At 38.1% G+C, this 25,683-nt stretch carries 16 protein-coding genes; all 16 read right to left on the reverse strand.

Translation table 11 applies throughout. The annotated features are described in order from the left end of the window. Window positions 1–63: 63 nt before the first annotated feature. Window positions 64–2,400 (reverse strand): DNA translocase FtsK, encoded by a 2,337-nt coding sequence (locus NTU58_02335; GenBank protein ID MCX6764523.1) that lies wholly within the window; start codon window positions 2,398–2,400, stop codon window positions 64–66. A gap of 23 nt (window positions 2,401–2,423) precedes the next feature. Beyond that, window positions 2,424–6,020 carry a DNA-directed RNA polymerase subunit beta' gene (gene rpoC / locus NTU58_02340; GenBank protein MCX6764524.1) on the reverse strand — a complete coding sequence of 1,199 codons (3,597 nt, stop codon included), beginning with the start codon at window positions 6,018–6,020 and terminating at the stop codon, window positions 2,424–2,426. Window positions 6,021–6,042: 22 nt separating this feature from the next. Beyond that, complete coding sequence (locus tag NTU58_02345) at window positions 6,043–9,264, reverse strand: DNA-directed RNA polymerase subunit beta (GenBank protein MCX6764525.1); 3,222 nt, start codon at window positions 9,262–9,264, stop codon at window positions 6,043–6,045. Between the two features lie 174 nt (window positions 9,265–9,438). Continuing rightward, complete coding sequence (locus tag NTU58_02350; GenBank protein MCX6764526.1) at window positions 9,439–11,100, reverse strand: hypothetical protein; 1,662 nt, start codon at window positions 11,098–11,100, stop codon at window positions 9,439–9,441. 18 nt (window positions 11,101–11,118) lie between these two features. Next, window positions 11,119–12,042: a hypothetical protein gene (locus NTU58_02355; protein ID MCX6764527.1), complete on the reverse strand. Its 924-nt coding sequence runs from the start codon at window positions 12,040–12,042 to the stop codon at window positions 11,119–11,121. Between the two features lie 44 nt (window positions 12,043–12,086). Then, a complete protein-coding gene (locus NTU58_02360) occupies window positions 12,087–13,007 on the reverse strand; it encodes a hypothetical protein (GenBank protein ID MCX6764528.1) in 921 nt (306 codons plus the stop codon). Between the two features lie 172 nt (window positions 13,008–13,179). Then, a complete protein-coding gene (locus NTU58_02365) occupies window positions 13,180–17,049 on the reverse strand; it encodes a DUF2341 domain-containing protein (protein ID MCX6764529.1) in 3,870 nt (1,289 codons plus the stop codon). A gap of 21 nt (window positions 17,050–17,070) precedes the next feature. After that, window positions 17,071–18,384 (reverse strand): hypothetical protein, encoded by a 1,314-nt coding sequence (locus tag NTU58_02370; protein ID MCX6764530.1) that lies wholly within the window; start codon window positions 18,382–18,384, stop codon window positions 17,071–17,073. Window positions 18,385–18,398: 14 nt separating this feature from the next. Next, window positions 18,399–19,376, reverse strand: a complete 978-nt coding sequence (locus tag NTU58_02375; GenBank protein MCX6764531.1) for a helix-turn-helix domain-containing protein — start codon at window positions 19,374–19,376, stop codon at window positions 18,399–18,401. 181 nt (window positions 19,377–19,557) lie between these two features. Beyond that, the gene (gene rodA, locus NTU58_02380; protein ID MCX6764532.1) at window positions 19,558–20,655 is read right to left on the reverse strand and encodes a rod shape-determining protein RodA; all 1,098 of its coding nucleotides are present in this window, start codon (window positions 20,653–20,655) and stop codon (window positions 19,558–19,560) included. Between the two features lie 5 nt (window positions 20,656–20,660). Further along, entirely contained in the window at window positions 20,661–22,724 is a 2,064-nt protein-coding gene (gene ligA / locus NTU58_02385; protein MCX6764533.1) for an NAD-dependent DNA ligase LigA, read from the reverse strand. A gap of 1 nt (window position 22,725) precedes the next feature. Continuing rightward, complete coding sequence (locus NTU58_02390; GenBank protein ID MCX6764534.1) at window positions 22,726–23,130, reverse strand: hypothetical protein; 405 nt, start codon at window positions 23,128–23,130, stop codon at window positions 22,726–22,728. Then, on the reverse strand, window positions 23,130–23,717 hold the full coding sequence (locus NTU58_02395; protein MCX6764535.1) for a prepilin-type N-terminal cleavage/methylation domain-containing protein: 588 nt from the start codon (window positions 23,715–23,717) through the stop codon (window positions 23,130–23,132). Before NTU58_02395 ends, NTU58_02390 begins: the two co-directional genes overlap by 1 nt. Window positions 23,718–23,719: 2 nt before the next feature. After that, window positions 23,720–24,229: a prepilin-type N-terminal cleavage/methylation domain-containing protein gene (locus NTU58_02400; GenBank protein ID MCX6764536.1), complete on the reverse strand. Its 510-nt coding sequence runs from the start codon at window positions 24,227–24,229 to the stop codon at window positions 23,720–23,722. A gap of 12 nt (window positions 24,230–24,241) precedes the next feature. After that, window positions 24,242–24,847, reverse strand: a complete 606-nt coding sequence (locus NTU58_02405; GenBank protein ID MCX6764537.1) for a type II secretion system protein — start codon at window positions 24,845–24,847, stop codon at window positions 24,242–24,244. Between the two features lie 59 nt (window positions 24,848–24,906). Then, window positions 24,907–25,683 (reverse strand): hypothetical protein (locus NTU58_02410; GenBank protein MCX6764538.1); only part of this gene is annotated, 777 nt, incomplete at its 5' end.

A 25,683-nucleotide genomic window follows, 5' to 3' on the forward strand; every position in this document is an offset into this window, starting at 1 on the left:
ATTTTGCTTCGCAAAATTTTGAATGGTACGTAAGTACCATAGACGTAAGCCCATGGATTTCTATTAAACTTCTTCTTTTTCAGACGTTTCTTCTTCGTTTTCATTGTCTTTATTGCCTTTCTCTCCATTCTCTTGTTGTTCTTCTTCTTTTTCCTCTGAAACTTCTTCTTTTTCAAAGGTTTCTTCTTCAGAATCAGTTTCTTCCTCGTTTTCCGTTCCATTTTCTTTAGGTTCTTCCGGCTCTTCAATAATATCTTCATCTTCTTTTTTCGTTCCAAAGGTCTCCAGCTCGTCTCCTATTATTTCCCGAGGCTTGGCGCCGTCGGAGGGACCCACCACTCCTCTTTCTTCCAGCATATCCATTAATCTGGCGGCTCTGGCATAACCTATTTGCAATCTCCTTTGCAAAAGAGAGGCCGATGCTTTCATTGATTCTATGACTACGCTCTTCGCGGTATCGTAAAGAGGGTCCTCTCCTCTGGAAAAAATATCGAAACCTTCTTTTGTTTCTTCTTCGGAAAGTTTTTCTTTCAAACTGTCCGCCATATCTGCGTTATAAATCTCGGCGGGGTCTATTTTGGAAGCTATAAATTTAACCACTCTTTTCGTTTCTTTTTCAGTAACCAAAGCTGCTTGGATTCTTTTGGGTTTGGAAATTTCGGTTGAAACAAAAAGCATATCACCTCGGCCTAAAAGTTTTTCAGCTCCGGAGATATCAAAAACAGTCCTGGAATCAACCTGGGAAGCAACCTGAAAAGCAACCCTGGAAGTAATATTGGCTTTAATTAAGCCGGTAATCACCTCTACTGAAGGCCTCTGGGTAGCCAAAACCAAGTGAATGCCTACGGCTCTCGCCATTTGAGCTATTCTCACAATTAAAGCCTCGACATCTCTGCCTTTTGAAGCCATTAAATCAGCCAGCTCGTCAATAATTAAAACAATATAAGGCAGAGGTTCCGCGGAGCCGTTAGCAACGTGCTCGTTATAAGAAACTATATCTTTTGACCTAAAACGAGATAAAACATCAAATCTTCTTTCCATTTCTTCAACCAGCCATCTTAAAGCGTTAACCGCCCTGCTCTTGTCGCAAATCACCGGTGATAATAAATGAGGAAGTTCTCCGTAAACCGGGAACTCCACTCTTTTCGGGTCAATTAAAATCAATCTTAAAGTTTCGGGAGAATTTCTATAAATTAAACTTAAAATTAAATTATTTAAAAATACGGTCTTTCCGCTACCCGTACTGCCGGCCACCAACATATGAGGCATCCGGCACAAGTCAGCATAAGCCGGATTGCCGGATACGTCCTTTCCTAAAGCAAAAACAAGCCAGGAGGCGGAATTTTGAAAAACAGGGGTTTCCAACAAGCTTCTTAATCTAACCTCGCCTCTAACCGCATTTGGCACTTCGATGCCCACTAAGGGTTTTCCGGGAATGGGAGCTTCAATTCTTATGGGATGAGAAGCCAAAGCTAAAGATAAGTCATTGGAAAGAGTGGTAATCTTTGACACCTTTATCCCTTCGGCCGGCTTTAAGGTGTATTGAGTAACGGTCGGGCCGATATTAATTTGGCCCATCTCAACGGGAATATTAAAATTCTGCAAGGTTCTCTTGATAATAGCGGCGTTGGTGTTTGTGTCTCCGCTTATTGCCTCTTTTCTCTCCACTTCAAGCAAATCAAGGGAGGGCTTTTCGTAATTTTTATTATTTTTAGCAAGCGAAAGTTGTTTTAATTTCAAGCCGGGAATAGCTTGGGTTTCTTCCACTTTTTCCGATTTTGAGACAAATAAAACATTCCTTGAGGGAAGCAATTCCTTTACTTTAAAATTATGGAATATTTCTCTTTTAATAAAGGAAACCTTGCTTTCTTTCTGGGAAATTTTTTCTCTTTCTTTTTTTTGTTTATAAAAAGGATATAAAATTACAAGGCCGGAAATTAAAGTAAGGGTGCCAAAAACAATAAGTGAAACCCAAAATTCAAAAAATTTCAAAAACGGCCAACTTGCGGCATATCCTACCCAGCCGCCAAGTTTTGAGGATTGCTTGAAAGAACCCAGGATTCCCGACAAACCGACCATAAAAAACAAAATGGCGAAAAAAATAAGCCATTTTTTATTTTCAAAAGTTTTAAATCCTTCCCATAAAACCAACCCCACCAAAACTAAAAACAAAGGAAAGGCGAATATCGCCTTTCCCATAAGCAAATTGGAAACTTTAAAAAAAGCATCACCCGCCACTCCGGCTAACCCGAAAAAGCTTAAACCGACAATTATCGCCACTAAAACAACCAATACCGCTAAAATTTTTTGCTTAATTTTAGAAGATAAAATAGAAAAACCGACAGGTTTCTCTTTGAATTCTTTTTGAAATTTTCTATTGTTTTTTTTATCTTTAGCCACTTTGATACCAGATAATAAATAAATTATTTAGTTTCTTGTTTTATTTTAAATCCGGTGCCCGCTGGTATCAGTTTACCAATGATTACGTTTTCCTTCAATCCCAAAAGTTTATCTTCCCGACCCTCAATGGCGGCTTTTATTAAAATCCTGGAAGTTTCCTGAAAAGAAGCGGCGGATAAGAAACTTTTCGTAGTCAAAGCCACTTTTGAAATACCCAACAAAATGGGAACTGCTTTAATTAAGTTTTTATTGGCTTTCTTAAGCACTTCGTTTTCTTCAATTATTTCCGATCTTTCGGCTATCTCTCCGGGAATAAAATCAGAGTCACCCGAATCTTTTATTCTTACCCGAGAGAACATTTGCCTGGCAATGGTTTCAATGTGTTTATCGTGAATATCCACCCCCTGAGAAGAATAAATTTTCTGAATTTCTTGAACAACATACCGCCAAGTTTCTTCCAAGCTGGTTAATTTAAATAATTTTTTAAGGTTTAAGCTCCCCTCGCAAAGCTGTGTTCCTCGTTTAACTTTTTGGCCAGGTTTCACCCACATAGCCAAGTCTAAAGGAATTAAATATTCGATTTCTTTTTCTTTCAGTTTTTTTGAATCCAAGTCCGGAGCAATTTTAATTATACCTTTTTTCGCATCCACGCTTATTATCTTGCCGTCAACCTGGCTCATTACCGCCTCTCCGGCTGGCGAGCGCAATTCCAAAACTTCTTCTACTCGAGGCAAACCCTGAGTAATGTCCCCTCCGCCGGCTACTCCGCCGGTATGAAATGTCATTAAGGTAAGCTGGGTACCAGGCTCTCCGATTGCCTGAGCGGCTATAACTCCAACAGCTTCTCCCATTTTTATTAATTGATTTCTTCCCAAATCCCAACCGTAACATTGCCGACAAACTCCCCGGCTAGTTTTACAGCTTAAGGGAGACTTGACTCTGACTTCGTTTATTTCTTCGCTGTCTAAAATAATTTTTGCTTTTTTAAAATCTACTAAATCTCCTTTTTGAACAATAACCTTTCCTTTAATTTTCACCTCGTCAAGACAAACTCGGCCTAAAATCTTATATAAAAAACTCTGGCCGATTTCTTCCGCGTCTTTCTTAAAAACTAAAATGCCTTTTCTGTCACCGCAATCTTCTTCAATGACTATCACTTCGTGGGCGACGTCAACCAACCTTCGGGTCAGGTAACCGGCTTTGGCAGTTCTTAAGGCGGTATCGGCCGTTCCTTTTCGGGCGCCGTGAGTGGAATTGAAATATTCAAGCACGTTAAGCCCTTCTTTATAAGAGCTCTTAACTGGCAATTTTATAATATTCCCCATGGGATTGGTAACCAATCCCTTCATGCCGGCCATCTGCACCGGTTGAGACCAAGAACCTCGAGACCCCGAGTCAACGATTGTATAAACGGAGCCTTCAACTGATAAGGTTTTTGAAAATTCTTTTTCAATCTTATTTTTTGCTTCCTGCCAAGTGCTGATTATCTCATCATCCCGCTCTTGCTCTGAAAGAAGTCCTTTTTGAAAATGTTTCTCTATCTGGTCAATTTTATTTTCAGCTTCTTCTAAAATTTTAGGTTTCATGGCCGGAACTTGAAGGTCGTCCATGCCCCAGGAGATACCCGACCTCGTTGAATACTCAAATCCTAAATTTTTAATTTTATCCAAAGTTTCTTCCACTATCGGTTCATAACCTATGAGGGCTTTGTGCTCTTCAATGATCGTACTGACTATATTTTTAAGATCTTTAATTTTTATTTTGATATTTTGAAAAGGAAAGCCCACGGGCAATGCTTGGTTAAATATAATCCGACCGACCGAAGTTTCAATGAAATCCTTTTCTATTTTAATTTTTATTTTTGCCCTCAAATCAATGTATCCCAAGCTTTCAGATAAAATCGCCTCTTCGGGAGAGCTCAGAACTTTTCCTTCGCCTTTTAATCCTTCTTTTATTGTTGTCATCCAATAACAGCCCAGAACTATGTCTTTGCTCAAAGACATGACCGGAGTGCCGGTGGCCGGTTTCAACAAATTCAAGCTGGAAAACATAAGTTCTCTGGCTTCTTTTTGAGCTTCCTGCGACAAAGGAACGAAAACCGCCATTTGATCTCCGTCAAAATCAGCGTTAAAGGCCTGGCAAACCATGGGATGGATTCTTAAGGCCTCTCCTTCCACCAGTACGGGCTTGAAAGCTTGAATTCCCAATCTATGCAAAGTTGGGGCTCGGTTAAGTAAAACTAACTTGTCCTGAACCACCTCTTCCAGCAAAGCCCAAACTTCGGGAGTCTTTTCTTCAATTAATCGGGAAGCTCCCCTGACATTATAAGCTAATTCTTTATTTAAAACTTTATGTATGACAAAGGGTTTGAACAATTCCAGAGCCATTTTCTTGGGAAGACCAACTTCCGAAAGTTTAAGTTCCGGCCCCACCACAATCACCGACCTCCCGGAATAATCCACTCGCTTTCCCAATAAATTTCTCCTGAATCTCCCTTCCTTGCCTTTTAACATGTCAGCCAACGACTTTAATAATCTTTTTCCGCCGGTGGTTGACCTAGTTGTCTGGGCCTTTCTCATGCCGTTATCGATTAAGGCGTCAACCGCTTCCTGAAGCATTCTTTTCTCGTTTCTAACAATCACTTCCGGAGCTGAAATTTCTAAAAGATATTTTAAGCGGTTATTCCGGTTAATCACCCGGCGATAAAGGTCGTTCAAATCGGAAGAAGCGAACCGACCGCCTTCCAACTGCACCATTGGCCTTAAATCAGGAGGCAAAATGGGCAGAGTTTCCCAAAACATCCATTCCGGCCTTATTCTTTCTTCTTGCATTTTTTTAAAAAGCTTCAATCTTCTCAGGATTTTTTTCTTATCAATCAGTTCTTTTTCCAGCTGTTTTTTCAATTTTTCAATTTCTTCTTTTAAATCAATTTTTTTAAAAATTTTTACCAAAGCTTCCGCCCCGGTTTCGGCTTCAAAAACTTCTCCGTATTTTAAGGCTAAATTTTGATAATCGATTTCCGATAATATTTTTAAACTTTCCAGTTCTGAAACTTCTTTTCTGGCTTTTTCCCTGGCGTCTTTCAGGTCCTGCAAAACATTCTTAAGTTTCTTTTTGTCCTTTTCAAATTGGTTTTGACCGGCTTTTACTTTGGTTTTATATTCTTTTTCTATTTCGTCAAGAATTTTTTTCTGGGCGTCTTTATCAACTTTAGTGATAATATAAGCTGAAAAATAAATCACTTTTTCCAATTTTTGCATCGGCAAATCCAAAACCTGGCCCATGCGCGAAGGCATGCCTCTTAAAAACCAGATATGGGAACAAGGGGTAGCCAGATTAAGATGGCCCATTCTTTCCCGACGGACTTGAGATTTAGTTACCTCTACTCCGCAACGGTCGCAAACCACTTCTTTAAACCTTACTCCCTTGTATTTTCCGCAATAGCATTGATAGTCTTTGGTGGGCCCGAAAATTCTTTCGCAAAAAAGGCCGTCTTTCTCAGACCTTTGAGTTCTATAATTTATCGTCTCGGGCTTGGTGACTTCTCCATGAGACCAAGAAAAAATATCTTCAGGAGAAGCCAGTTTAATTTTTATTGAATCTAAATCTATGACTCGCATAAATTAATTGGGTTTATTTTTTTTATTGCTCTGGTGTTTGTTCTTTGGCTTTTGATTTAGAAAAAGTTTCTTCTGTTTTTCCTTTTATTTCAACGTTCAAACCCAAAGCTTTTAATTCTCCGACTAATAGATTAAAGGAGGCCGGTAAGTTTGGTGGAGAGATATGTTCTCCTTTTAAAATGGCTTCGTAGGCAGCCGCTCTTCCCGGGACATCGTCCGATTTTATAGTCAGCATTTCCTGCAAAACATTAGCCGCGCCGTATCCTTCCAAGGCCCAAACCTCCATTTCTCCGAATCTTTGACCGCCAAACTGCGCCTTTCCACCCAAGGGTTGCTGGGTAATCAAAGAGTAGGGACCGATAGCTCTCATATGGACCTTGTCTTCCACCATATGAATCAGTTTCATCATATACATTGAGCCGATGGTAATTTTTTCCGGAAAAGCCTCTCCGGTCTTTCCGTCATAAAGAGTAATTTGACCGCTTTCAGGAAGACCGGCCGCTTTAAGCTCTTCCTTGATATCCTTTTCATTAGCCCCGGTTAAAGGAGGAGTTATCGCCACATATCCCAATTCTCTTGCGGCCCATCCCAAATGAGTTTCCAAAATTTGACCCAAATTCATTCTTGAAACCACCCCAAGGGGAGTCAAAACAACATCAACCGGCACGCCGTTTGCCGTAAATGGCATTTCTTCGGCCGGTAAAATTTTTGAAACCACGCCCTTATTTCCATGACGGCCGGCCAATTTGTCTCCGGGCGTTATTTTTCTTAATTGAGCAACTTCAACTTCCACTCTTTTTATTATTCCCGGTTCCAAATTGGACTCTTCTCTGTTAAAAACCTTTACTTTTACCACTCTTCCTTTTTTCCCATGCTCCATTCTAAGAGAAGTGTCTTTTACCTCTTTGGCTTTTTCGCCGAAAATAGCGCCAAGCAATCTCTCTTCGGCCGTCAAATCTTCTTTCCCTTTAGGGGAAATTTTACCGACCAAAATATCACCCGGCCCCACTTCAGCTCCAACCCTTACAATCCCTTCTTCGTCCAAATCTTTAAGTTTTTCCTCTCCGACATTGGGAATATCATAAGTGGTAATTTCAGGCCCTAATTTTGTTTCCCTGACGTCGCAACCGAAGTTATCAATGTGTATAGAGCTATAAAAATCCTCTTTTATCAATCGGTCGGAGATTACAATCGCATCTTCGTAGGTCTCTCCCCTGAAAGCTAAGAAAGCCACTAAAACGTTCTGGCCCAAAGCCAAATATCCATTATCGATTCCTCCGCCGTCAGCCAAAATATCGCCGGCTTTCACTTTTTGGAACTTTTGAACTCTGGGTTTTTGATGAAAGCAAGTATATTGATTGGTTCGAACAAAAGTTCTTAATTCGTAATTTTTAATCTGGCCATTTTGGGTTTTTAACTTTACGTGATTGGAATCCACCTCTTCTACTGTGCCGGAATCTTGAGCTAAAATTTCCTGCCCCGAATCCTGAGCAACTCTTTTTTCATTGCCGGTCATAACAAGAGGCATTTTTGGGTTTAAAAGAGGAACGGCCTGGCGCTGCATATTAGAACCCATAAGAGCTCTATTCGCATCGTCATTTTGTAAAAAAGGTATAAGAGAAGTCGCGATTGAAATTGATTGCTGGGGAGAAACATCAATAAAATCAATTTTTGATTTTTCTATTTCTCCCGGCTCTCCTTTGATCCTGGCTTCCACTTTTTCAGGAATAATACAGCCCTTTTCATCAATGGGAGTGCCGCCGTGAGCAATATTATATTTTTCTTCTTCAAAAGCTAAAAGATAATGGAGCTCCGAAGTAATTTTTCCGTTTTTAACTTTAAAATAAGGAGTTTCAATAAAACCAAAAGCGTTGACCTTAGCAAAACCGGCTAAATGGTTAACCAGCCCGATATTAGGACCTTCGGGAGTTTGAATCGGGCAAATTCTGCCGTAATGAGAGGGCTGAACATCCCTGACTTCAAAACCGGCTCTTTCCCGGGTTAAACCTCCTGGTCCCGTTGCCGACAATCTTCTTTTGTGTTCCAGTTCCGCCAAAGGATTTTCATTGTCCATAAACTGGGAAAACTGGGAAGAGCTGAAAAATTCTTTAACCACCGCCATAAAGGGCCTGGGATTTATCAAATGAATCGGAGCTAGAGTATAAACATCAAGGGTGGACATTTTATCTTTTATAATTCTTTCCATTCTCATCAGTCCTACTCTTAATCTATTCTGTAAGAATTCTCCCAAATTCCTGACCCGGCGGTTTCCCAAATGGTCAATTTGGTCCGGCTTTGCATCAGGAGTATTGTTTAAGCGGATAATTTCTCTTAAAACAGCGACGAGGTCTTGAACGCTCAATACCCGATTTTCCTTGGTGATTTCTTCTTCTTTACTCTTTTTAAGGTCAGGCACTCTTTGTCGCATTTTCCAACGGCCGACTCGTGACAAGTCATATCTCTCAAAATTGAAAAACATATTCTCTAAAAGCTCTCTGGCTGTATCCGAACTCGCCATGTCCCCGGGCCTCAAACGTCTATAAATTTCAACTACCGCTTCCGCCTGATTTTTGGTTAAATCTTTTTTCAGGGTTTCTTCAATAAACTTAATTTCTCCCCTATCCACGTCTTCAAAAAGATTCTTTATTGAGTTGTTATCGCTAACTCCGAAAGCCCTTAAAAGAGCGGTGGCGGGAATTTTTCTTTTTCGGTCTATTTTTAACGAAATAGCGCCTGATAACTCCGTATCAAACTCCAGCCAGCTGCCGCGATTAGGAATTATTTTAGCTCCAAAAAGTTTTTTTCCTTTATTGTTGTTTAAAGTAAAAAAAGCCCCAGGGGAGCGGATTAATTGGGAAATTATCACTCTCTCAACGCCATTAACGACAAAAGTGCCCCTTTCGGTCATTAAGGGGAAGTCGGTCAAGAAAACTTCTTGCTCTTTTGCTTCTTTGGTTTTTAAATTAACCAGCTTTGTCCTAACCCTAAGAGGAGCTTCAAAAGAAGCGTTATTTTGTTTTGCTTCCAAGTCTGATTTATACTTGCATTTTCCGAGCTTATAATCTAAAAACCAAAGCTCTAATTCTTTACCGGTGTAGTCCTTAATGGGAGAAATTTCGGCAAAAAGCTCTTTAAGTCCGTTTTCCACGAACCATTGCCAGCTCTGTTTTTGAATATCAAGCAAATAAGGGAGATCTAAGTTAACTTTTGATTTTGAAAAACTTTTAAATTGAGTTTTTTCCATGTTAATTTAGAAAAGCCGATTTACTCTTTTTTAGAGAGCAAATCAATAAACAAAAGACCCCTAGGTTTTTTGTATTTTAGGGTTAAAAAATAAGTTTTTAATTTTTAATAAGAAAAAAAGTTCAAAAGATAAAAAAAATTACAAATTTTTTAAAAAATTCATCTACTCCAAATATTATTCTTTTTTGGAATAACTGTCAAGCCCGTCAAAGTCACCATTGCTTACTTTCTTTATTTCTTGTTTTTCGCCGATTGGCGGATATTTTTCTTCCCTTCTTTTTCTTCTTTTCTTCCTTATTATATATGTAAGGAAAACCAATAAAATAATCAGCCATAAAATCGAGAATCTAATCTCGGGTTTTTGCGCTTCTGCCCAGCCGGTTCCAAGCTCTAAAATTCCGATTTTTTTGATTATCATTTTGCCCGAAATTTTTTTTAGAGATTGGTTTTTATAATTAATGATAAAAATATCGAAAGCATAAATTTCAGGTTCGGGCGGAAGAATTACGGCTGAATACTGTTTTTTATCGCCGTCTATTTTTAAAAGAAAAGAAAAGGTCTTCCCGTCTTTTTTTAAGGTAACCATTATTGTTTTTAAAACCTCGGGCAGTTTTTCGTAATCAACAAAAATCGTTAAGGGTTTTTCCGGTTCAACTCTTACTGTTTCTTTATCAAAAATCAATAATTTTTTTCCTTCCTGAATAAAATTGAAATCCTCTAGGGTCAATTCTCTGACTATTGGCGGCACTTCTTCGGGAGGAACTTGAGGCGGAATTTCAGGGGGTATTTCCGGAGGGACTTCCGGCGCCAAAGAAAATCTTGGTATTTCAGAAATTACAGCTCCGGAAGAAAAATTTCCGGCCTTGTCAAAAGAAAAAACAGTATAATAATAACGGCTCCCGTTTTCTACTCCTTTGTCCAGAAAAAAAATGTCCGCTCCTTTGTAAACTAAAACTCCTTCATAAATATGAGTGGGATAAAAAATAGTTGAACGCACTATCATTACCCCGCCAAAATCTTTTTCCAAAGGATTTTCCCATTTTAGCCCTATCTCCCGATCCTGAGCTTTCGCTCCTAAGTTGGAAACGTTTAAGGGCGGAGTGGAATCAAAAATAATGGAATCTGAAACAACATTAGAAACTCCGCCGGCAAAACTTCTAAATTTGGCGTAAACTTTTTTTTCACCTTCCCCTGGAGTTAAAAACCATTCTTTTTGGGGCTGATAATTTTCCCAAACGTCTCCGCTAAAATCAGGGTTATTGCTGATTGCCATTATAGAAGCATTCTTAGCAAAAAGACTCAAAAAAATCTTAACAGAATTCGTATAAATTAAATTATTATTTATCACGACTGAAGGATTTTCAGGCGGCGGAGGAAGAAGGGTGGGACCCCCTGTTTCTTCCGCTTCCAAGCTAGGCAATGATAATGTGGTGGCCGAAGCTGAATCGCTTTGAGAAGATTCTGTTCCTCCGCTATCTAAGGCTGAAACCTTATAAGTATAAGTGGTAGCCGAAGACAGTCCAATGTCCGAATAAGAAACTTGGGTAGTTGAAGCAATAAAACTTCCTTCTCGATAAATTTTATAATAATCAGCTTCTGTAACTGAATCCCAAGAAAGGTCTATTTGATATGGACTCGAAGCTATAGCTGTTAAATTAGTCGGGGCTGAAAGAGTCACAATCGTCACCGAAGGTGTAATACTTAGTGCTGAAATTTCCGAAGAAAAAATAGCAAAAAAAGAAAAGAAAAGAAGGAGTAATATCCCAACTCCTTTTTTTTTAAAAAAATTTTTTACTGAAATATTTATTTCGGAAATAAATCTAAAATTTTTTGCCACATTAATTTAAAATTTTGATTATTTTCTTTTAAAAACAGTTTTTATTTTATCCTTGTTTATCCAGGCCAGCATTACTAAAACCATAACAATAGTTATCCCTCCCAGCTTATAATCAATCGTGCTTAAGCCTTTTGTTTTTTCAACCTCTTTATTTAAAGTTCCTTCGGGAACCACTTTGAAATAAACCTTATAAGCATCCAGCGGGACTTCTTCTTTGTAGAGAGTGACGTCTGCCCAATACTCGCCTATTTCCAAATTAATGGGCAAGGTCCCTTGAATCTGACTTTCCTGGAAAGCCTCGACAAAATCCATGTCAAAAATATCTCCGCTCTTAATTATCTGAGTATGGGCGGTATTGTAAATATCAAAATGAACTTTTGTCGGCTTGGTCTTAATGTTCCCGGTATTAATCAAAACCATCAAACAAACCAGAGGGTCTCCTTTTTCAAAATCAGGGATACTCAGCCCCTTTAATCTAAAATCGGAAAATCCCTCTTCTGAAACGGTCAAGCCGACATCAATTCTTCCGCCTAGAAGATTAGTCACTTGGCCGCCCGTCGATGATCCGGAAGGAATTACCCTGACTCTGATATAACCCTGATAGTTTCCATAAGCTGCGTCATCAGGAATATTAATAATTACTTTCATCGGAAACTGCTGGACATCTTTTGGCAAAAGAAACCTTAATCCTTTTTCAATGGTTATCCACTTCTCAATTTCCGGAGCATCAATGTTTATTTCGGCTATTAAGTCCTCGGTGGGCTGGCCCCTAACCAAATAGATAGTTTCTTCAAAATTAGAGCCGGGTCTTAGGTGGTTATTATTTATAAAGGGAGGGCTCACTCCAAAGCCAGCTAGAACCTGACAAGTTCCGCCGAATATTCCAATTAAAGAAACAATTAAAATTGGAATAATATATTTTTTCATTTTTTGATTTACCATAACAACCTTGCGTTCAATTCTATTGCGACCCTAAGCCTTATTTATTATGACGCTGCATAAATAGGGTTGAAAGTATTGGTTCCGTTATAAACACCGGGAAGCGTTGAGGTTGATATGTTTATCACCCAATAAATAATATCTGTGCTGTTAGAAGTGGTCACAGTTGGTTTGGGCAAAACAAGGTCAAAAATAGTAGCTCCAATAGTTAAGGCTGTGCCATCTGCGCTCCAATCGCCTATTGTACCGGTTGAGTATTTCTGCTGACCTACTGCGATTGAAGCTGTAGCTCCGCCGGTTTGCATATTAACTCCGGACAATTCAGCATTAATATGATAATTGCCCGTGTTAGTAGCATCGGTGGTTATATTGCTACTGGTAGCGCCCGGATTAACGGTGCCGTATTCCGTACTAGTACCAACGCTCATATAAGAAGCAACGTTTAATTCTTGACTGGAGGATCCGGTAGTAGCATTGCCCCCGCTGTCTTGAATTGTTATATCCATTTGCCAGGCCTTTGTTGAATAACTGCTGCTGGCGGTCGAAGGTTCAGCAACAAACCAAACATTAGCTGAACAGGTTAAGGTACAAGAAAGTCCGGCACAACTGCTGGTGGCGCAGGAACTGATATAATAACACCAGTTAGGATTGGTGCTTCCGCTCCCGCAGGTGGTGGTGTTATTAAGAAATAGAGTAGAGGTTGCTGATGTAACATCTGCGTATCCGTTATTATCAGTGAATGTAGTTGTTCCGCTGACCGTAACATAAGTGTTTTCATTTATCGTAATGGCGGTGCTGGTATTTAAAATTACTGTTCCTATCGTCGGAGCAGAGTTGCCCACCGTCACTGAAGGTTGAGCCGTATCAGCCATTATTTCTTTTAAAACAAGGCCGGCCCCGCAAAGAACCAAAAAACAAATAGCCAGCATGGTCAACCAAGGAAGAGAGTTTTTAATTTTTTTCGCCATTCTTTTTGTTAATTTAAAACTAAAAAATATTATTTATTTTTTTATTAAAACGCGGTCTTTAATACAATTTTAATTTACATATATATCATATCATATTAATTTTTTTAAAAAAAATTTATTGGGGAAAACTTTTTTTGATTTCGAATTTAATTTTTAATTATAGAAATCAATATCAATCAGCTTTTGCCTCAAAAGTATTCGTTCCTGTATAAAAACCGGCAAATTGACCAAAAGGAATCGCCAATCCCCAGTAAATATCATCTGTGGAAACGGAAGGATGACTGGTTGTTTTAGGCAAATCCACTTCAACAGCCGTGCTGATTGAAGAAGTCAAATCAGTCCCTGAACCGTAATTTACTCCGGAACTAGTAGAATATTCTTGCTGACCGACATCTATAGAATAACTGTTAGTAGCCATATTGGCCCCGTAAAGATAAATATCTATCGCCACGTTGCCGGTATTGGTAAGAGTCGTAAACTGATTCAAAGTGCCAGTATTTTCTCCCGGATACATGGTTCCGTAATTAGTGCTGTCGGGACCTGTTGAAGTTGATTCTTCGGTTCCAAAACTCATAAAAGTAGATGGTGAACTTTGATTGCTGTAAGAATTAGAAATCCAAGCCGCGCTTCTGCCGCTATCACTAATTCTCATTTCGTCAAGAAGTCCATCAAACCATTCTTGTGCAGAATTGTGTCTGCCTAAATAAAGAGAAACGCTTGAATTGTGGGTTATAGAATCAGTTTCGGCAAGAGCGTCTATGAGTGAACCATCTAGATAAACACGCATATATTGTTTGTCATATGATGCAGCAACATAATGCCATGTACTGGTTGAAACAGTAGTATTAAAATCATATTGATTTAATGACCCTGCATACATTTGCCAAAGAAAATCGTTTGAATATACCAAAAATGAGTATCCATAATTAGGAGAAGTTACGATTCCCTTATTAAAAATCCTTTCACCCGTACTTCCGCTTGGAAAAAGCGATTCAGCGCGAAACCATGCTTCCATTGTTATTCCATTTGCCGGACGCAAACTAGACGAATCAGGAATACTTAAATAATCTGAATTATCTTTTTCAAGATCAACGCCATATCCAATTTGACCTGATTGGCTGAAGGCACTACCGCTGGCAGCCGTGACGTCATTATTATAATTCGTAGAATCATCAATCGCGTCATATGATGCGCCGTTCATATGTTGAACCATCATAAAATTACTATCCCAGACACTGGTTGCCTGTTGCTGATTAGAAGCAGTAGCGTTTCCATAGTACATATATAAATAAGTATCTGTGGTTGAAGAAAGGTTGGTTTTTACCCAAGCTACCAGTTCACCCGTAGAAGAAGCGTATTTTTCTATCTCATGGGATATTTTGGTTGTTCCGTCCGATGAAGTAAATAAAATATCATCACCATCATATTGGGCTTTTGATGATAAATCAGCGCTGGTAGTAGAAACTAAAACTGGGAAATCGGTTAAATCATTAATTGCTACTTTAGGTATGGTTATTTTCTTGCGATAGAACCAAGAGTCGTACAAAGGAGTTAAAACTGAAATATCCAAGGCCTGGAGAGTATTCATCTCCACTCCTGAAGTGGCTGAAGCAGAAGCAGCGGAAGCGTCAGTCACTGTCATCTGGGCAATCCAATTTTCAGTAGGGTAAGTAGAAGAAGCGTCTGTGGGGTCGGCATGAAACCAGACATTATAACTGCAAGTGGCAGTACAATCGTTGCCGGAACAAGAGCTGGTAGCGCAGGCAGAGTTTGAATAACAATTATTGTCATTAGCAGAACAACTGCTTCCCGCTCCTGACCTATAAAGTTTCCCTGTTATTGAAGTAATATTTCCGTAACCGTCTGTGTCTGTAACCGTAGTGGTTGATTGGATTGTAGCGGTTGCGTTCTCGGTCAAGGTAATATTATTGCCGCCGTTTAAAATCACAGTTCCAATTGTCGGAGCAGCGTTTGAGGGAGCGGCGACACCTCCGTCAATTTTAACAAAATTAACAGCATAATAACTGGTGCCCGTGCTCACCATAAACTCAGCAAACATGTCATTTTCCGTGCTGGCATAAGGAAAATAATTGGAAGTCAGCGAGGTTAATACCCTGCTTGTTGTTGAATACAAGGTTTGGGCTGTTGTCCAGCTGGTATAAGGAGAAGCTGATGTGCTGTATAATATCCTATATTGGGTGGGACTGCCGGTACTGCTGGCATTTATCCAAAAAGCATAAAGATTCTTGTTCATTCCGTCAATGGAAATGGAAACATAATCACTGGTATTTACCGTAGAAGTATTAAAAAGCGTTACAGCCGAGCCCCAAGTTCCTGCGCTGTTATCCCACATTTTATATTTTACAACATCACTATTTTCTTGAGCGCTGCTGGCATTATAAAGAAGATGAACATCATAGTTTGTGTCATCATAAATAGCTGAAATATTCCCTGCCCCACTAAGATGTAAATAATCAACCGTAGTAGCATTAGTCGTATCCCAAGTAGTCCCGTTATATTTTACTGATTTAATTTCTGAGGCGACAAGGTCTTGGCTGACATTATAAATAGCCAACATCGTACTGATACTGCCCCGAGGAACAGTAACCCCGTAATAAAGAAGTCCAATATCATCAACATCACTATCAATTGCTTCCGAGGTCTTCCAAGAACTGACGCTATTTGTGCTGCTTGATTTGGCCATCATCCAGGAATAACCCAACAGACCAGTGCCGGCAAGCTGATAAGATGCAAAAAGATATCCATTTATTGACCTGGCTAAATGAACTTTATCCATCAAACGAATGCCGGAGACAACCGTCACAGCGCTTCCCCAAGAAAAATTAATAGCCGGATAACTGCTTGCGCTTCGGGCATAAACATAGTAGTTAACTCCTGCATTACCATGATAAAGAATAAAGCAGTAGGTTTTGTCGCAATCAACAGAAAAATCACTGCTGGCGCCGGTTAATCTGGGCAAACTAATGCTTGCGCTTGTGTTTTGCGTCCATCTTGCGCCTTCCTCGCTCGTAGTTGAATACCAAAACTCCAGAGTAGTGGTAGTCATTAATGTTCCTGACCAAAAAGATGCCCAGTATCTGCTCCCGTCATGCCAAGTTTTTCTCTGAAAACTATAAGCAGTAACATTATTAGAAGTACTGGTGTCTACCTGATAAATTGGGTCAATACCTAAGGAAGAATGAGGTAAAATAGAAAGATAAAGCTTGGTTAAAAGCAAATTATCGGATTCGCCTTTGGAAAGCCAGATTTCCGGATTAAATTTCAGCAAATCAGAAAAATCATAGCTTAAATGCTGGCCCAAGACATCAGAGGAAAAAGAAATCGAACTGCCAGGTTCAGAAGATAAAAGCCGGGGCCTGTCGGAAACTTTGTATTCTTTGCCTCCCAAAAAAACTGAGTCAGCTCCTATTGAATTGACAAAACTCAGCTGGAAATTTATTTCTTGGTCAGAATTGTTTTCTAAAAACATTGCTTGCTTCACTTTTCCCTCTTCTATTTCTTCATAAGCGGTTTTCAGGTTTATTTTGGAAATTCCAAAACTTGTTTCTAACTTTTTATCAGTATTTTTAATTTCTTTTGTCAGCCTGTAGTCCGGCAAACTTTCATCCGAAAACAACGACTTTATTTTTCCTAAAAAGCTTTTGGGCTGAAAAAAAATTTCTTTTTTAAACAACGGCTGGTCAATCTCAATCTCCATTTTTAAATCTTTAAAACCTGATTTTAACCGGGAGTATTTTTCCAAAAACTCGTTTTCAGGAATCCCGGAAATCAAATACTGGTCTACGATATTTACTTCTCCAGAAATCTGTTCTTTGTTGTTTTCTTTTTTGGTTAAAGGAATTTTTTTAAGATTGGAAGGTTGTTGAATTTCAAGGCGAGACCCCTCTAATTTATATTGGGAAATTATTTTTGTTTCTTCGGCAAAAACAAAATAAAAACCGGCGAAAGCTAAAAATAAAAATAAAAAAATCCCTCCTGAGATTAATGATTTTTTGCTAAATCTTTTTATAAGAAAACCCATAAAAATAATATTTGAAAAAAATTATCCTTCCGGGTTTTCCGGGATTAGCGGATTTTCCGGAATTAAAGGAATCTGCTCTCCCGGTAAAGGCAAGATTATTTCTGTTGGATTTTCTATATTTTCAGCCGTTGAAGTAGTTTGAAAAACCTCTTCATTCATTTTTTCTTCAATAATTATATCTTTGGTGCTTGTTTCTTTACTTTCAGTTTGTCCCGGGTTTTCTATAATTGGATTCTCTTGGAATGAATCTTCTTTATCGCCCTCTTCTTCGTTTAAAATCCAGTAATCAAATATTAAATCTTTTCCAGCCGGCGATTTTAAAGATATGTTAAAAGAGGAACCCGGTGTTTTTTCGGAAATCCACCACGAGCTTCCCGGGTCTTCTGAAAAACTGACGAAAATTAAGCTGTTGTCCCTCACTGACTGGTCAAAAATCATTAAGGAAGTTTCTCCTGATTTAAAAACCACTCTTTCGGTTTTTTTATTGGTATAATCCGTTTCTAAGGGGCCTTGAACCGGGGAGAGCCCTTTGTCTTCAACAAAAATTTTATAAAGAACGTCAATTTTGAATTTCATGTCGGTTAAAATCGAAGTAAGCGCTTCCAGTTTGGCTGAAATGCCTTCTATTTTTACCCTTATTTTATAAATTTCTTCAAAAATCTGGGAAATTTTATCGCTGATAAATGTTACCAGGTTTTTGAGCACGTCAAACAATTTAGAGCTGGCCACCCCTCCGGTTTCTCCCAAATTTTCTAATTGTTGGTTATCAAAAAGAACCACTAAGTCCGGTTGAATTTTTAATTTTTCTTCTATCAGGCTGAAAATTGTTTTCCATTCTTCGTCAGTCAGCCCGTCCTCCTGTAGCTGCTCAAGCCCTTTTTCCTTTAAAAGCTCCTGAAGGGAAATTATTGGTTTTCTGGGTTTTGTTTCTATTCCCCAGTTGATATTGTTGTTTTCATCCAAAATTCCGACAGCCGAACCAAGCCAAAAGGACGGCTGATTAAAATTGAGTTCGAGCGGAGTTAATCTGCCCAAAATTATTTTAAATTTTCCGTCTTTAACGTAAACGGAATTGTAAAAAACATGCTCTTCTTTCCATAAAGCGCTGCCTCTTCCTTCTTCGTCGTAAATGGTAAATTTTAAATTATATTTTCCGTCCGGAACCAAAGCTCCCTTGGCGTCTTTTATTTCTCCCTGATATAAAATTCTTAAATTGTTTAATTCTTCTGTCTGGGCTTTGGCTGCTTTTGCAAAACAAAAAATCAGTCCCGAAAAAATCAAGATTAAAAATAGTATTTTTGTTTTTCTCGTTAAATTATTTTTGCTGTCTTTCATTTTCGAATTAAAAATTAATTTTTCAAGGGAACCAAAACATACAAATATTTGTCGCCTTCTTTTTGGTCTCTGAAAATCGGAGTAATGATTCCTGAGCTTTCGTCTTTTTGCTCAACCTTTATTTCGTCGGAAAAAGAAGCTTTTATTTTTTTTGCAATCTCTTCTCTTGTCCCCTCTCCCTCATAAGGCAAAACCACCAGTCCTTCTTCTGATTTTTCTTCAAGGGTTTCTTTTGGCAAGGGGACTGTTTTTTCTTGGGCGATTTCTTTTTTTGGCTTTAAAAAATCAACAACCAGCTCATACCCTCCTTTTAATTTTTTTTCAACAAATTTATCGGCTAAAGAATAACTCTTTGCGATGTTAGTCGGTAAATTTTTAAAAGAACTTAAAAGCCATTGGCCGTATTCTTTAAAAACAATGACGCTAGCCGCCTGAACGTCTTTAAGGTCGATTGTTTTTACAATTAAAAAAATTTCCTGGGAAATGCCCGCTGCGCTTTTTTTTATAAAATTTTTTGCCTCAAATTTTTGAAAAATAAAAAATCCTCCGCTAATTAAAAAAATTACCAATAAAGTTCTTGCAAAATTTAGTCCGATTTTTTTGAAAATAAAAAGGTCCGATTTTTTTGAAAAATAAAATTCTTTGATTGAAAAAGGCCGATGCTTCACAAGAGGAATGGAAAACTTTCGGTTTAAAAAATAATATTGTTTTATTGTCGGGAAAGAAAATTTTTCTTTGGGAAAAACTAAAGCTTCTTTGGGTTTTGACAGGGCTTGGGGAAGTTTTTCAGATAAAAAATTATTTCCGTTTTTATTTTTATTATTAAAACGCTTCAAATAATCCTCCAGCCATTCTTTTTTAACAATCCAATTCCGGCCAATTTTAATTGCTTTTAATTTTCCTTGGCGAGCTCTCAAAGATAAATATTCCTGTGAATATTCGCAGTGTTTTGCCGCTTCTTGAAGTGATATATATTGTTCGTCTTTTTTCATATTAAATATCAAGCTTAAGATGAATACTTTACTTCCAATACCGATATCAGATTCCTGATATCGGATATCTAATATATGTATATTATATGTATTATATAAATAAAAAATCGACCTTGAAAGGCTCGATAGCTGTGGATAAACAAAACGCCAGTGTTTAGCCAAAAAACAAGACTTTCTTTGGCTATGAATCTTCAATTTTTATGCTTTGAAGAATGCCTAAGCTCACAAAAGCCATAATTAACCCCGCTCCTCCGTAGCTGACCAGAGGCAAAGAGATTCCGACAATCGGTAAAACGCCCAGATTCATGCCGATATTTATAAAAAATTCGGAAACAAAAAGAGCGACTAATCCCGAAGCGAAAAGACGGGTAAAATTGGTTCCGGAAGCAATCGCAATTTTTAATATCCGCCAGATAAAAATTAAAAATAAAATAAATAGAACGCCTACTCCAAAAATTCCGGTTTCCTCGGCCAAACTGGCAAAAATGAAGTCCGTTTGATTTTCCGGCAAAAATCCGTATTGAGTCTGGGAACCTTTTCCCAAACCCTTGCCAAAAAAACCTCCCGAACCTATGGCGATTTCCGCCTGTTTTTGATTCCAGCCGATTCCAAGAGGAGCCACTTCTCCAGGATTTAAAAATGTTAAAATTCTTTCTTTTTGATAATCTTTCAAAAAGAAAGACCAACCTAAAATTGAAATTAAAAAAATAACCAGACAGAGCAAAAGAAAATGGCGGATTTGAATTCCCGAAATTAAAAGCACGACTATCCATAAAGAAAAAATAACCAAGGTTGACCCCAATTCCGGTTGAAAAAAAATTAAAAGAGCCGGTAACAAAACATAAGCTCCCGATAAAATAATATGCTTTAACCGGTACATCTCAACATGCCTCATTGAAAAATATTTTGCCAGTAAAATTATCAAAACAATTTTGATGATTTCGGTCGGGTCAAAAAAAACAGGCCCTAATTTATACCAACTTCTCACTCCCCTGATTGAAGGGGCAAAAATATAAAGACCCGCCAGCAACAAAATGCATAAAAAATAAAAAAATAAAATCAAATAAGAATTGCTTTTGAAAAATCTCCAGTCAAGCAAGCTGAAAAAAAACATTAAAAACAATCCTAAAATTAAAAAAATAATCTGTTTTTTAAAATTAAAAAAATTCTCCTTTCCCAGAGAACTGCTGTAAATCGAAGCTAGACCTATTAAAACCAATAAAACGGCGCTGACGACCAAAATCCAGTCCCAATTTTTAATCCGATTTAAAAAAGGCATTTAATTTAAAATTTTAACATCTTCAAAAATTCTTTCTCGTCTATTATTTTTACACCAAAACGCCTGGCTTTTTCAAGTTTCGAACCGGGATTTTCCCCTAGGACCAAGAAGTCTGTCGCTCGAGAAACCGAATTCAAAGGATGGCCGCCTAATAACCTGATTTTCTTTTCCGCTTCAAACCGGGTAATATTTTTTAAAGTGCCAGTGAGAATAAAAGTTTTGCCGGCTAGGTCCTTCTCCGTTTTCTCTAACGGTAAAATTTTAATTCCCGCCGCAATCAACTCACGGATTAAATTTAAATTATTTTTTGAAAGGAACCAATTGAAAATGCTTTTGGAAACTTCCTGCCCCACATCCGGAATTTTTTTTAAATCCTCTTTTGAAGCCTTAATCAACTCATTGATTCCGCCGAAAAAATCAGCCAAACAAATGGCTGTTTCCTCCCCGACGTGGAAAATTCCCAAGCTGTAAATAAATTTAGCCAAAGAAACGGTTTTGCTTTTTTGGATAGATAAAATTAAGTTCTTTGCTGATTTTTCGGCAAACCTTTCAAGAGGCAATAAATCTCCTTCATTTAAAGTAAAAATGTCCGAAATTCTGGAAATTAATTTTTCATCCATCAATTTATCTATGATTTTAGGGCCCAAGCCCTTGATATTAAAAGCTTTTTTGGAAGCGAAATGATAAAACAATTCCCGCTTCCGGGCTTGGCAATTTAAATTGGGACAGCGTTTTAAAACCTCATCTTTTTTCTTAATTAACCTTGCGCTGCAAATGGGACAAGCTTCCGGCATTTTAAATTCTTTTTCTGAGCCGCTCCTCAATTTTGGCAAAACTTTAACAACTGCGGGTATCACATCCCCTGCCCTTTCAATAATAACGGTATCTCCGATTCTAACCCTCAATCTTTTTATTTGGTCTTCGTTATGCAAGGTTGCTCTGGAAATCAGGGTTCCTGAAACCTGGACCGGTTTTAAAAAAGCCACCGGAGTCGCAACTCCGGTTCTGCCGATTTGAATTTTAATATCTAAAATTTGAGTAGCGGCCTGCTTGGGAGAAAATTTAAAAGCCCTAATTCCCCGAGGGCTTTTTCCGGCTATTCCCAATTTCTTGAAAACAAAGTTGTCATCAACGCTAATCACTATGCCGTCAATTTGAAAAGGCAGTTTTTCCCTGTTTTTTTTAATCTCTTGCCAAAAAGAAATAATTTCTTCGATGTTTTTACATTTTTTTCCTTGGTCGGTTTTAAATCCCAAAATTGGCAAAATCTGATGTTCTGTCGAATGTTTTTTCTGGCCAGTGTCAGTGATTAGGTCGTAAGCTAAAAATTTTAAAGGCCTTTTGGCAACTAATTTAGAGTCCAATTGCCTGATGGAACCCGCTGCTAAGTTACGGGGATTGGCGTACGGCTCCTCTTCTTTTTTTCGTCTTTCTTCGTTAAAATTTTCGAAATCCTTTTTCTCCATATAAACCTCCCCTCGAACTTCAATCTCTCCTTTTAATATTATTTTTTTAAAATTTTCTTCGATTTCTTTTAATTCAGTTTTTAAATTTTTATGGAAAAAAAGCTTTAAAGGAACGCTTTCAATGGTTTTTAAATTTTGGGTGATGTCTTCGCCCGTTTTTCCATCCCCTCTTGTCGCTCCTTTGAAAAAAATACCGTTTTTGTAAATCAAGGACACGGCGAAGCCGTCGATCTTAAGTTCTGTAAAATACTCAATTTTTTCAAAAGGAATCAATCTTTTTAAATAATTTTCCCAGTCTTTGAGCTCCTCTTGGGAAAAAATATCTTCAATTGAAAGCATGGGAAACCTATGCTCCACTTTTAAAAACCCTTTAGCAACGTTTCCCTCCACTCTTTGGGTCGGGGAATCTAAGGTGATAAATTCCGGATTTTCTTTTTCCAGATTATAAAGCTCGTGTTTTAAAGAATCCAAAGCTTCCGGAGAAAGTTCTTCTTTGTTTAAGACGTGGTATAAATAGCGGTGATAGTTAATCACCTCTTTTAATTTTTCTATTCTTTTTTTCCGCCATTTGGCGGTCCGCCAACTGGCGGATTTTTTTTCCATATCAATAATCAACCTGAATGGCCCGTCTGGTTTCTTGAAAAGAACCAGTGGAACTGGCTGTTTTTGTTGCGCCCTCCTCAAAACCAACTACGTACTTAGCCTCCGATTCCATTGTCCCTGAAAAAACCTGCCCGCTTTGAAGACCGGCGAGACAGTCACTCTCGCAATATGTGGTGTTACAACCCAATCCACTGGTGCATTCTTTTAAATCCTTATAAAATATCTCTTCTATCCCGCTGTCAGCTGCATAAAAAGCAATTACCGAATAGTCTATTTCTCTGACGTTTAAAATTTCAGCGAACAAAATCATGCTTAATCCCAAGGAAAGGTCTAAAAAAATAGCCATTACCACTAAAACCAAATAAATTGCGACTCCTTTTTGATTTTTAAAATTATTTTTTTTCATTAAATATCAAGATTTCTTTGGGAAACTGTAGTTTGAATTTGAATTTCGGGCTGAGATTCTTGTTTTGCGCCTTTGGCCCTGGCTTTTAAAGAAATTGTTACTTTTGGCTGGGTCTCATCTGAGGGCTCGTCTCCTTCAACTATAATATTAAAAGATTCCACTATTATGTTTTCGGAAGTTAGATAATCCTCAGATGGTGCTGTTATAGTTCTCTTTGCTTTCAATCTGTTGCTACCGGTTTCCAAAAAAAATTCCAAGCATTGCGGGTCCTCATGGTAACTTCTAAATTTTATACTGCTGACAGTAGTAGCGTAATTCTTATATTCCAGCGGGTCTAAGGCCGTACATCCAATATCGTCTTTCTGGGTCATTCTTAATTGTCGGCTCATATATTCCATAGCATAACTGACTTCCTTTAAAAGACTCTGAAGGCTCAACGACCTTCTCTGAGACTGCAAAGCGGAAAAAAACAAACCTGAAACTATGCTAAAAATCATGACCAATATTGTAACTGAAATTAAAATTTCAACCAAAGTAAATCCTTGATTTTTATTTTTTTTGATATTTTTGTTGATATTTTTTTTCATTTTTAATCTCCCCACCAGTTATATAAATTTTCCTGAACTAAAATTTTATTGGACTGACCTTTGTCTTGCCAGCTTACCTCAACTATAACTTTTAACGTGTCTTGACTGGAAGCGCCTACGTCAATTGTAATTTTTCTTTTAAACTTGGTGTTAACACCGGAGTCATAATTATAAAAACCGCTGTCTATTTTCAAATAATCCCAATCATTGTAATTGCTAAAATCGGAGTCGTTATAATCTATCTTGCAACCATTGCCAGCGCTGCTGCAAAAATTAATGTCTTCTAGAAAATCGGGCGACCAATCTATGCTTTCGTCCAACCAATAAGTATCTCTAGCATTTCTCACAAGCTCAATCCCTTCTTGGGCCAGATAAGCAGCGGTTAATCTGGAAGAAATCAAAGAACCGTAACCGATAATTTTTTGCAGAATAACAAAAGTTCCCATTACGCCCATGGTCAATAAAAACAGGGAAATTATTACTTCAATTAAAGTTAAACCCTTGTTTTTCATCTTTTGAAATAATTATTGGTCGTTTTCAATCAAACCAACGCTGTTAACCGAAACTGTGCCCGTGGCTCCGGTAGGAGCAGAAAGATAAATATTGGCATTTTGGGGTTGAATTGCTTCGGTTCCGTTAATTTTAATTTTAGGGTCAGGGGGAAGGAAAACAATATCTAAAGCCCCGCCCACCATAGGAGAAAGATTATAAATTGCAACATTTTTTTCCAGTTCTATCTCGTTTCCTATAATTAAATCGCCAGCTAAAGGATTGTAAATGCCGTTATAGTCAGTGTCAGCGAAAAGAATATAGCTTGAGGTTGATTCTAAAAGATTAAAATGAATTCCGCATCCGCCCGTGGGAGAAACCCCTTCTACTTTTCTGGAAGATATCGCCATTTCCTGAACATTTCTGATGTCCTGAGAAAGCTTATAAAGAGACCGCTTAAGGGCGAACTGATACCCGCCCCATTCAAAATTAACCATAACCAAAGTGGTCAATAAAATAATGATAACCAAAGAAACCAAAACTTCAATCAATGTAAAGCCTTTAAAATTTGTTTTTTTAGTCCAAAAAAAGAAAAAAAATTTTTTCTTTTTTTTAAAATTTAAAAAACGAAAGATTTCCATTTCCTATTTTAAATTTCCTGCTAATCTTAATGCGATAACTATAATAATTACTTTTTTTATTAGGGCAAGGGAGGAGGATTGGATAAGCCACAACCAGCATAGCCATAGTAAGTACAATACTCAAGATAACGCATAATCATCATGGTTTGTTTGCAACACCGAGCATAACAACTTGCAATTTGAGAGCCTGGCACAACGGCATAATAATTAGCAACGCAAGTCCAGTCTTTATTTAATGGACCGGGCCAAGAAGAAACATAAAGGTTAAAGACACCATTGGTTTGAACTCCCCCAGATATAGCCACTTCGTCCGACGCGCACGAAACAGTCCAGGTCAACGCAGGATTAGTAGAAGAAATAGTCCTTGCGGCATAAGTTAGCCTGCATTCCATTGGTTCAGTTCTAGGTGCTGCAAAAAAATGGTCAGCGTAACTTTTAGGAACCGCCCCTGAATTTACTGTTGGATTTATAAGGCCGGTAATCCTACCGTTTGGATTTAAAGTTAAATTTCCAACACCAACGTTTCCCGAATTATAGTAAATGCTGCTGCCAGAACCTCCTACCCAATAATTAGTACCTCCGCCGACAGAGTTCAAACACTTACTGCCAGTACAAATATCGCCGCTGGCTTTGATATTACCATTCACATCCAATTTTTCTGAAGGATTGTTTTTTCCAATACCAACATTGCCGGTATTATTATTGTAAATATTGCTGCCCGAATCTGTCCATTTACTGAAACCTCCGCCAGCAGTACTCAAGCATGTGCCGGCAGTAGTACAAACATCAGTGGCTCTCACCTGGCCATTAACATCCAATCTTTGTGAAGGTATTGT

It is taken from the genome of Candidatus Nealsonbacteria bacterium, assembly GCA_026396195.1.
Lineage (GTDB): Bacteria > Patescibacteriota > Minisyncoccia > Minisyncoccales > JAGGXC01 > JAPLXH01.